The organism is Mycobacterium sp. UM_Kg27 (genome assembly GCF_000972905.1).
Classification (GTDB): domain Bacteria; phylum Actinomycetota; class Actinomycetes; order Mycobacteriales; family Mycobacteriaceae; genus Mycobacterium.
This window is the reverse complement of sequence record NZ_JRMM01000168.1, coordinates 1-8,109: the sequence shown is the minus strand read 5'-3', so window position 1 is coordinate 8,109 and position 8,109 is coordinate 1. Positions and strand designations below refer to the sequence as shown.

The window sequence follows — 8,109 nt, the reverse complement described above, 5'->3', positions numbered from 1 at the left end:
GATGTGTATAAGAGACAGCTTCCTGGCTCTGCTCGAACTGTATCGGGCCCGGGCGGTAGCATTTGAGCAGTCAGAACCACTTGGTGTGCTCCAGGTGTCGTGGACGGGGGAACGTCCCACCAATGAAGACCTGGTGAAAGCAGAATCGGCCGAGTAGTGCGAGACGAATTGATGACTGACCACCTGCCCGACTCCGAAGTGCCGGAGGATATCGAGGCACCCGAGGTTGGCGACGCTGTGGAACAGCCCGAAGATCACGGCGACGAAGGCTCCGCCGGCCCGTCGGACTCCAATCTGGGGATCGACGTCGCACTGGCACCCGAACTCGAGGACGCCGAGCTGGGATCGGTGCTCGAGGCGCTGCTGCTGGTCGTGGACACGCCGGTGACGGTGGAGGCATTGGCGGCCGCCACCGATCAGCCGGTCTATCGGATCACCGCCAAGCTGCGGAACATGGCCGACGAGTTCACCGAACGCGACAGCGGCATCGACTTGCGCGAAGCCGGTGGCGGCTGGCGGCTGTACACTCGTGCCCGGTTCGCGCCGTACGTGGAGCGGTTACTGCTCGACGGCGCCCGCTCCAAGCTGACCCGCGCCGCGCTGGAGACGCTGGCCGTGGTGGCCTACCGCCAGCCCGTGACGCGGGCCCGGGTCAGCGCGGTGCGCGGGGTGAATGTGGACGCGGTGATCCGCACCCTGGTGGCGCGCGGCCTGATCACCGAGGCGGGCACCGATCCCGACACCGGTGCGGTGACGTTCGCGACCACGGAGTTGTTCCTGGAGCGGTTGGGCCTGTCGTCGCTGACCGACCTGCCCGACATCGCCCCACTGCTACCCGACGTCGACGTGATCGACGACTTGAGTGAAAGCCTGGACAGTGAACCGCGTTTCATGAAACTCGGCGGTGCGCCGGCGAACGATCAGCCGCTGGCCTTCGATGTGGACCACCTCTGATGGCGTGGCCGGACGAAGAACAAGCCGGCGTGCGCCTGCAGAAGGTGCTGTCGCAGGCCGGGGTCGCCTCGCGGCGGGTCGCTGAGCGGATGATTCGCGACGGCCGGGTTGAGGTGGACGGCCGGGTGGTGACCGAACTGGGCACCCGCGTGGACCCCGCCTCCGCGGTGATCCGGGTCGACGGCGCCCGGGTGACCGTCGATGACACCCGGGTCTACCTGGCGCTGAACAAGCCGCGCGGAGTGCATTCGACCATGTCGGACGACCGCGGACGGCCCTGCATCGGCGACTACGTCGAGCACCGAGTTCGCGGCGACGCCAAGCTGTTTCACGTCGGCCGCCTCGATGCCGACACCGAGGGCCTGATGTTGCTGACCAACGACGGCGAACTCGCGCACCGGCTGATGCACCCGTCGTATCAGGTGCCCAAGACCTATATCGCCACCGTGGTGGGCGCCATCCCGCGCGGACTGGGCAAGAAGCTGCGCGAGGGTGTCGAACTCGACGACGGCCCGGCGAACGTCGACGACTTCGCGGTGGTCGACACCGTGCCCGGCAAGTCGCTGGTGCGGGTCACCCTGCACGAAGGACGCAAGCGGATCGTGCGGCGGATGCTGGCGGCGGTCGGATTCCCGGTCCAGGAGTTGGTGCGCACCGACATCGGTTCGGTGGCGCTGGGGGAGCAGCGTCCCGGCAGCATCCGGGCGTTGACCCGCAAGGAAGTCGGCGAACTGTATGCGGCGGTGGGCCTGTGAGCGCGGGCAGTGCCGCCGTGGTGGCTATCGACGGGCCGGCCGGAACGGGAAAGTCCACGGTCGCAAAGGGACTGGCGGCGGCGCTGGGATCCCGGTATCTGGACACCGGCGCGATGTACCGGGTCATCACGCTGGCGGTGCTGCGCTCCGGTGTGGCACTTGATGACACCGACGGCATCGGCGCGGTGGCTCAGGACGTCGCGGTCTCGGTGGAATCCCAGCCCGAGGGCGACCGCGCTTTTCTTGGCGACGAAGACGTTTCGCAAGAGATCCGCGGCGACGAGGTGACCCGCGCGGTGTCGGCGGTGGCCGCGGTGCCCGCGGTGCGCACCCGGCTGGTCGCGCTGCAGCAGCAGTTGGCCGCGCAAGGCGGTGGCGTGGTGGTCGAAGGCCGCGATATCGGCACCGTGGTGTTGCCCGACGCCGACGTGAAGATCTTTCTGACCGCCTCGGCCGAGACCCGGGCCCGGCGGCGCAATGACCAGAACATCGCGGCGGGGCTGCGCGACGACTACGCCGGCGTGCTGGCCGACGTGCTGCGCCGCGACGAGTTGGATTCCACGAGGGCGGTGTCGCCACTGCGGCCCGCCGACGACGCGGTGATCGTGGACACCGGAGACATGACCCAGGAGCAGGTGGTCGACCATCTGCGCGGCCTGGTTGAGCAGCATTGCGGGGCGATCCGATGAGTGACGGAACCTGGGTCGACGAAAGCGACTGGGAGATCGGCGAAGAGGGCGGCTTCGACGATCTGGTCGAGGACTCCGGTCCGCCGCCGGTGGTGGCCGTGGTGGGCCGGCCCAACGTCGGCAAGTCGACGCTGGTCAACCGGATCCTGGGCCGGCGTGAAGCGGTGGTGCAGGACCTGCCCGGGGTGACCCGTGACCGGGTGTCCTACGACGCGCTGTGGACCGGCCGGCGCTTCGTGGTCCAGGACACCGGCGGCTGGGAGCCCGACGCCAAGGGCCTGCAGCAGCTGGTGGCCGAGCAGGCTGCGGTGGCGATGCGTACCGCCGACGCGGTGATTCTGGTGGTGGACACGGTGGTCGGCGCCACCGCCGGCGACGAGGCCGCCGCGCGGATTCTGCGCCGGTCCGGTAAGCCGGTGTTCTTGGCCGCCAACAAGGTTGACAGTGATCGGGCCGAGGCCGATGCGGCGGCGCTGTGGTCTTTGGGGCTGGGCGAGCCGTTCACCGTCAGTGCGTTGCACGGCCGCGGAGTGGCCGACCTGCTGGATGAGGTGATCGCCAAGCTGCCCGAGGTGGCCGAAACCGCCGGCGGCGGAGGTGGCCCACGACGGGTGGCGTTGGTGGGCAAGCCCAACGTGGGCAAGAGCTCGCTGCTGAACCGGCTGGCCGGCGACGAGCGGTCGGTGGTGCACGACGTGGCCGGCACGACCGTCGACCCGGTCGACTCGCTGATCGAAATGGACGGCAAGATCTGGCGTTTCGTCGACACCGCAGGGCTGCGCCGCAAGGTGGGGCAGGCCAGCGGACACGAGTTCTACGCGTCGGTGCGCACCCACGGGGCTATCGACGCCGCCGAAGTGGTGATCGTGCTGGTCGATTCGTCGTTGCCGCTGACCGAGCAGGATCAGCGGGTGATCTCGATGGTGGTCGAAGCGGGCCGGGCGGTGGTGCTGGCCTACAACAAGTGGGACCTGGTTGATGAGGACCGGCGTTACGTGCTGGACAAGGAGATCGACCGGGACATGGCCCGGCTGGCGTGGGCGCCGCGGGTGAACATCTCGGCGAAAACCGGTCGCGCCGTGCAGAAGTTGGTGCCGGCGCTGGAGACCTCGCTGGCCTCCTGGGACAAGCGGATCTCCACCGGCCAGCTCAACACCTGGCTCAAAGAGGTTGTTGCCGCGACCCCGCCGCCGGCGCGCGGGGGCCGCGCACCGCGCATCCTGTTCGCCACCCAGGCGACGTCGCGTCCCCCCACATTCGTGTTGTTCAGCTCGGGATTTTTGGAGGCGGGCTACCGCCGGTTCCTGGAGCGGCGATTGCGGGAGACGTTCGGATTCGAGGGCAGCCCGATCCGCATCAATGTGCGAGTGCGAGAAAAGCGCGGTCCCAAGCGTTCTCGGTGAGCCGTCAGTTTTACCCGGTCTTGCTCAGCTGGAAGTCCCACTGCCCGACGACTCCGCCGGCCGGGCCTCGGCCGCACGGTTCCAGGGTGGCGGTGGTCCATTGGCCGGCCAGCGTCACGGCATCGAAGCTGACCGTCTTCGACACCGGCAGCGGGGTGTGATCCACCGGGCAGTCCATGCTGCCCCGCCCGCTGTACTCCCAGCGGCCACCGTTGAGATGAAACTCCGCGTTCTGCAGCCAGCGTTCCGCGTCGACGGTGGTGCATGTCGCGCCGCACGGGGTGAACGTCCACGTCGCCGTCCGCTGCGACGGGCCATGCTGGGCGGTGAAGGCGTACGGGCCTGACGGCACCTCCGGCGCGGCCTGGGCCGCCGGCGGCGCTCCAAGCGCGAACAGCAGCCCGCAGACAGCACCGAGCGCCCGCATTCCGGTAATGCCGATCATCGCCTCACCTCTCCGCCGGGCTGCCTTAGCCCTGCGCACGATCAGCGTAGGGTGCTGCAAATGCCGGTATCGCAGATGGTGTTGATCCTGCTGGCGGGGGTGGGCGCCGGGGCGATCAACGCCCTGGTCGGCTCGGGCACACTCATCACCTTCCCGACCCTGGTGACGCTGGGTTTTGCCCCGCTGACCGCGACCATCTCCAACGCGATCGGCCTAGTGGCCGGCGGCATCTCCAGCACCTGGGCCTACCGACGCGAACTGCGCGGTCAGTGGGACAGGCTGCGCTGGCAGATACCGGGATCGCTGCTGGGAGCGGTGCTCGGCGCCTATCTGCTGCTGCACCTGCCCGAGAGCGTGTTCAACCGCATCGTGCCGGCACTGTTGGTCGGCGCCCTGGCGCTGGTGGTGATCGGGCCGAAGATCCAGGCGGTGGCGCAGCGCCGCGCGGCGGCCGAGGGCCGCTCCACCGACCAGCTCAGCGCCGGCCGGCTGACGGCATTGGTGGTCGGCACCTTCGTCGTCGGGGTGTACGGCGGCTATTTCGCTGCGGCCCAAGGAATTCTGCTGGTCGGCGTGATGGGGGTGCTGCTGCCCGAGTCGATGCAGCGGATGAACGCCGCGAAGAACCTGCTGGTGCTGATCGTCAACGTGGTCGCCGCCGTGGCCTACATCGTGACGGCATTCGACCGGATCAGCTGGCCGGCAGCGGGATTGATCGCCGTCGGCTCTCTGATCGGGGGATACCTGGGCGGTCACTACGGGCGCCGGCTGTCCCCGAACGCGCTGCGTGCGGTGATCCTGGTGGTCGGTTTGATCGGGCTCTACCGGCTGCTGACGGTCTAGCCGGCTCAGGCGGGGTTCTGCCTGCGCCACCGCTCCCAGCGGCTGCGCGGTGCCCGCGCCGAGGCCATCACCTCGTTCATCGGCGCGGCGTGCGGGTGATCCGGTTGCGCGGGTGCCTTCGGCGTCACCACCGCGGGCTCGGTGCCTTCCCACCAGACCGGCTGCAGCAGTGCCGAAACCACCGGAATGGCGTGCCCGACACTCTTGCGTCCCCACTGGCAGGCCCGGTCGATGGTGGCCGCCGACGGTGCCAGGTTGACCGGTGACAGGGTGGGGGAGAACCGGACCAGATGGTCGGCATAGGGCGCGTTGCGCACCATCTGCAACTGGATCGCCTGGGTGATCGGCACCAGCCACAGGTGCTTGGGGTCCCACTGCGGGTGGAAGCAGTCGAAGGCGAGGTAGCAGGCGTTGCGGGTGCCCAACCGGCCGGCCCGGACCCGCTTCCAGGCCAGCTCCAGCGGCACATTGCTGGCGGCACCGCCGTCGACCAGGGCGCCCACGTCGTTGTCGGCCAGCAGCGCGTCGAACAGCGGCATCATGGCCGGGTCCTTGGGCTCGTGGTGCAGCACCCCGGGGATTGCCGACGAGAACGACGCCGCGTCAACGACGTTGACGTCCCGGTCCGGGTTGTCGCCGCCGATCACGATCGGTGTCACCACCCGCGGGTCGATGAAGGCGGCCGTCTGCCACATCCGCGTCGCCACCTGCGGGCCCAGGCCGATCGACAGGTACGGGAAGGATCGCAACTGCAGTCCGGCCAGGCTCTGATTGCGGTAGCGCCCCGGCAGCGCCGCAAACGGCTGGCGGCGCACCCCGGCAACCACCGCATCGAACGGAATCTCCAGATCCGACATCTTCATCGGTGCGCCGTCTTCGCGGCGGAACATCGCGTCGGCGAACACGTCGAAGTTCAAGGCGAACACACCGGTCAGGCCGTGGCGGCGGCGCAGCCGCTCGGGCCCCAGGATGGCGCGGAACGACACCGTCTTGGCCCACTCGATGTATTCGTCGATGGGCACCGGCAGGGTGCGGCTGACCACTGAGCCCAGGACGGAGCCGAACGAGGACCCGATCAGATAGTCGGGCACCGCCCCGGACTCCAGCAGGGCCGCCATGCCGCCGATGTAGACGAAGCCGGCGCCGCCGCCACCACCGAGGACGGTGACCAGCTTCTTGTGGCCCACCTCGGCGTCGAGTTCGGCCAGCGAGAAGTCGTCGCTGTGGCGTTCGGCCAGCAGGCGGCGCTGCTCGTCCTGCTCGGGGGCCAGCCCGCCCAGGGTGTCGCGGGCGGCGAGCAACGCCATCACCGGATCGCGTTCCTCGCGCAGTGGGCCGCGCAGCGCGTCGGCCACCTTGGCCCGCCACCCGGCCAGTTCCGCACCGACCGAGACGTCACCGCGGCCGCGGGCGCCGCCCGGGCCGGCGGCCCCGGGCTCGAAGTCGTCGAGCCGGGCGAAGTTGAGCAGATACCGCAACCGGCGCAGCTGCTCGGCGCTCAACACGTCGGGCCGGCGCAGCGTGTGCCGGATCAGCCGGTTTTCCATCTTCTGCAGCAGCAACATGGTGTCGCCGCTGTCGACGACGTCGACCACTTCGTCGGTGACGGCGGGGTCGCCGCTGATCTCGGGAATGTCTATGGGGTCTGGGGGGTCGGGCATCTCCGACCACTGCTGCGAGGGGGGAAGCTGCATATGTGGTGGTTCCTGAGGGTTAGTCGCGCTGCCGGGGGAGGCAGTCCCGCGTGGCCGAGCCTACGCGGTGAAGGTGTCCTCACGCGGATTCGGGACACCCGCGGGCGTGCGGTAGCATTTCGACCTGCTGCCGGAGAAGTTCGGCGGTGGCGGGCTGTGGCGCAGTTTGGTAGCGCACTTGACTGGGGGTCAAGTGGTCGCAGGTTCAAATCCTGTCAGCCCGACAACGAGAACCACTTGGTAACAGGTGGTTTTTCTCATTTCTGGCGTCTCTGATTCAGGTACTGCCGAACGAGCTGACGACCATTCTGACGACCATTGTGGTGGTGCCAAGCGGTCTCTTCTGGTGCCATCCGGTGCCGTTTCGGGTGGGGTGATCGCCGGCGAACTGGTGAAGTTGGGAGCGCAGCGCGCTCGTGATCGGACCCGATCGCGGGTGTCACGGTTGCAACATATAGTCGCATAAGCGACCATATAATCATGGTCGATGAGATGCCCCTGTCCGAGGCGGCGCAGATCCTCGGGGTGACCCCGAGGCAGGCGCAGCGCCTGGCCGCCAGCGGCGAGCTCGGGCACACCCGCCGGGTGGGGCGCACCGTCGTGGTGACACCCGCCGCGGTCTACCGCGCTCACAACAACGGCACCACGAGCAGGGGCCGGCCAGCGCTCCCCGCAACGGCGTGGACCGCACTCGATCTGCTCTCCGGCCGGGAGGCACAGGGGCAGTTCGAGAGAAGGCTCGCCGATCGGCTGTCCACCATGAGCCCGATCGAGCTGGCGCGCTTCGCCCGCCGCCGCGCGACGATCACCCAGCTGCGGGTCATATCCCGGAGCGCGCAGCGCGACTTGCCCGAGAACCTCATCGCCGCGGGCCTGAAACCGACCGGGATGATGTCGCCACTCATCACCGACTGGGGTCTGGCCGGCGGCCGTACCGAGGACGTGATCGACGGCTACCTCTACGTCGGCCCTGATCGCACGCTGCGCGAGCTCGGACTGCGGGAAGAGTCCGGCGGCCGGATCGCGCTGCGCATCCTCGACGCGCCCGTCGAACCGCTGCCTCCGGCGGTGGTGGCCCTCGACCTGATGGAGTCCATGGACTCGCGAGCGCGCTCCGTGGGCCACGATCGCCTGACCGAGATGATCGACGGTCTGCGGTGACCGACCGGGAGCACTGGGAAATCGACGCACCGCCCGACGGGTGGGCGCGCCCGTGGCCGCTTATGGTCGAGGTGGCCCGAGCCTTGCCCGAGTTCAGCTGGACGCTCGTTGGTGGGTTGATGGTGCAAGTCCGCTGATCGAAGATCCTGTCTCTTATACACATCT

9 protein-coding genes and 1 tRNA gene are annotated in these 8,109 nt (G+C 68.8%); 8 read left to right on the top strand and 2 right to left on the bottom strand.

What is annotated here, in order from left to right; all coding sequences use genetic code 11:
• The 5 genes from LI94_RS22550 to der form a co-directional block, all read left to right on the top strand.
• On the top strand, positions 1-157 hold a 157-nt coding region (locus LI94_RS22550; protein WP_192831006.1), incomplete at its 5' end, for a segregation/condensation protein A.
• Positions 158-171: 14 nt separating this feature from the next.
• Positions 172-954 carry an SMC-Scp complex subunit ScpB gene (gene scpB / locus LI94_RS19180; protein ID WP_081654526.1) on the top strand — a complete coding sequence of 261 codons (783 nt, stop codon included), beginning with the start codon at positions 172-174 and terminating at the stop codon, positions 952-954.
• Complete coding sequence (locus LI94_RS19175; RefSeq protein ID WP_192831007.1) at positions 951-1,709, top strand: pseudouridine synthase; 759 nt, start codon at positions 951-953, stop codon at positions 1,707-1,709. The genes scpB and LI94_RS19175 overlap by 4 nt, the downstream gene beginning before the upstream one ends.
• Entirely contained in the window at positions 1,706-2,398 is a 693-nt protein-coding gene (gene cmk / locus LI94_RS19170) for a (d)CMP kinase (RefSeq protein WP_046302188.1), read from the top strand. The genes LI94_RS19175 and cmk overlap by 4 nt, the downstream gene beginning before the upstream one ends.
• On the top strand, positions 2,395-3,801 hold the full coding sequence (der, locus tag LI94_RS19165) for a ribosome biogenesis GTPase Der (RefSeq protein ID WP_036457664.1): 1,407 nt from the start codon (positions 2,395-2,397) through the stop codon (positions 3,799-3,801). Before cmk ends, der begins: the two co-directional genes overlap by 4 nt.
• A 10-nt stretch (positions 3,802-3,811) precedes the next feature.
• Here the strand turns inward: der and LI94_RS19160 are convergent, their stop codons facing one another.
• On the bottom strand, positions 3,812-4,246 hold the full coding sequence (locus LI94_RS19160) for a hypothetical protein (protein ID WP_152664877.1): 435 nt from the start codon (positions 4,244-4,246) through the stop codon (positions 3,812-3,814).
• A 60-nt stretch (positions 4,247-4,306) separates the two neighbouring features.
• Here LI94_RS19160 and LI94_RS19155 point away from each other — a divergent pair, with 60 nt between their 5' ends.
• On the top strand, positions 4,307-5,089 hold the full coding sequence (locus LI94_RS19155; protein ID WP_046302187.1) for a sulfite exporter TauE/SafE family protein: 783 nt from the start codon (positions 4,307-4,309) through the stop codon (positions 5,087-5,089).
• 5 nt (positions 5,090-5,094) lie between these two features.
• Here the strand turns inward: LI94_RS19155 and LI94_RS19150 are convergent, their stop codons facing one another.
• Positions 5,095-6,750 carry a patatin-like phospholipase family protein gene (locus tag LI94_RS19150; protein ID WP_239651273.1) on the bottom strand — a complete coding sequence of 552 codons (1,656 nt, stop codon included), beginning with the start codon at positions 6,748-6,750 and terminating at the stop codon, positions 5,095-5,097.
• A gap of 183 nt (positions 6,751-6,933) precedes the next feature.
• Between LI94_RS19150 and LI94_RS19145 the strand changes: the two genes are divergently transcribed.
• Together LI94_RS19145 and LI94_RS19140 are read left to right on the top strand one after the other, a co-directional pair.
• Positions 6,934-7,007, top strand: a tRNA-Pro gene (locus LI94_RS19145).
• 256 nt (positions 7,008-7,263) lie between these two features.
• The gene (locus LI94_RS19140) at positions 7,264-7,944 is read left to right on the top strand and encodes a helix-turn-helix domain-containing protein (protein WP_024442046.1); all 681 of its coding nucleotides are present in this window, start codon (positions 7,264-7,266) and stop codon (positions 7,942-7,944) included.
• Positions 7,945-8,109 lie beyond the last annotated feature (165 nt).

What these genes read in the sequence shown, in the direction of transcription:
- LI94_RS19155 (WP_046302187.1), top strand. Translation starts at nt 4,307, where the DNA reads ATGCCGGTATCGCAGATGGTGTTGATCCTGCTGGCGGGGGTGGGCGCC.
- LI94_RS19160 (WP_152664877.1), bottom strand. Translation starts at nt 4,246, where the DNA reads ATGATCGGCATTACCGGAATGCGGGCGCTCGGTGCTGTCTGCGGGCTG.
- scpB (WP_081654526.1), top strand. Translation starts at nt 172, where the DNA reads ATGACTGACCACCTGCCCGACTCCGAAGTGCCGGAGGATATCGAGGCA.
- der (WP_036457664.1), top strand. Translation starts at nt 2,395, where the DNA reads ATGAGTGACGGAACCTGGGTCGACGAAAGCGACTGGGAGATCGGCGAA.
- LI94_RS19140 (WP_024442046.1), top strand. Translation starts at nt 7,264, where the DNA reads ATGGTCGATGAGATGCCCCTGTCCGAGGCGGCGCAGATCCTCGGGGTG.
- LI94_RS19150 (WP_239651273.1), bottom strand. Translation starts at nt 6,750, where the DNA reads ATGCCCGACCCCCCAGACCCCATAGACATTCCCGAGATCAGCGGCGAC.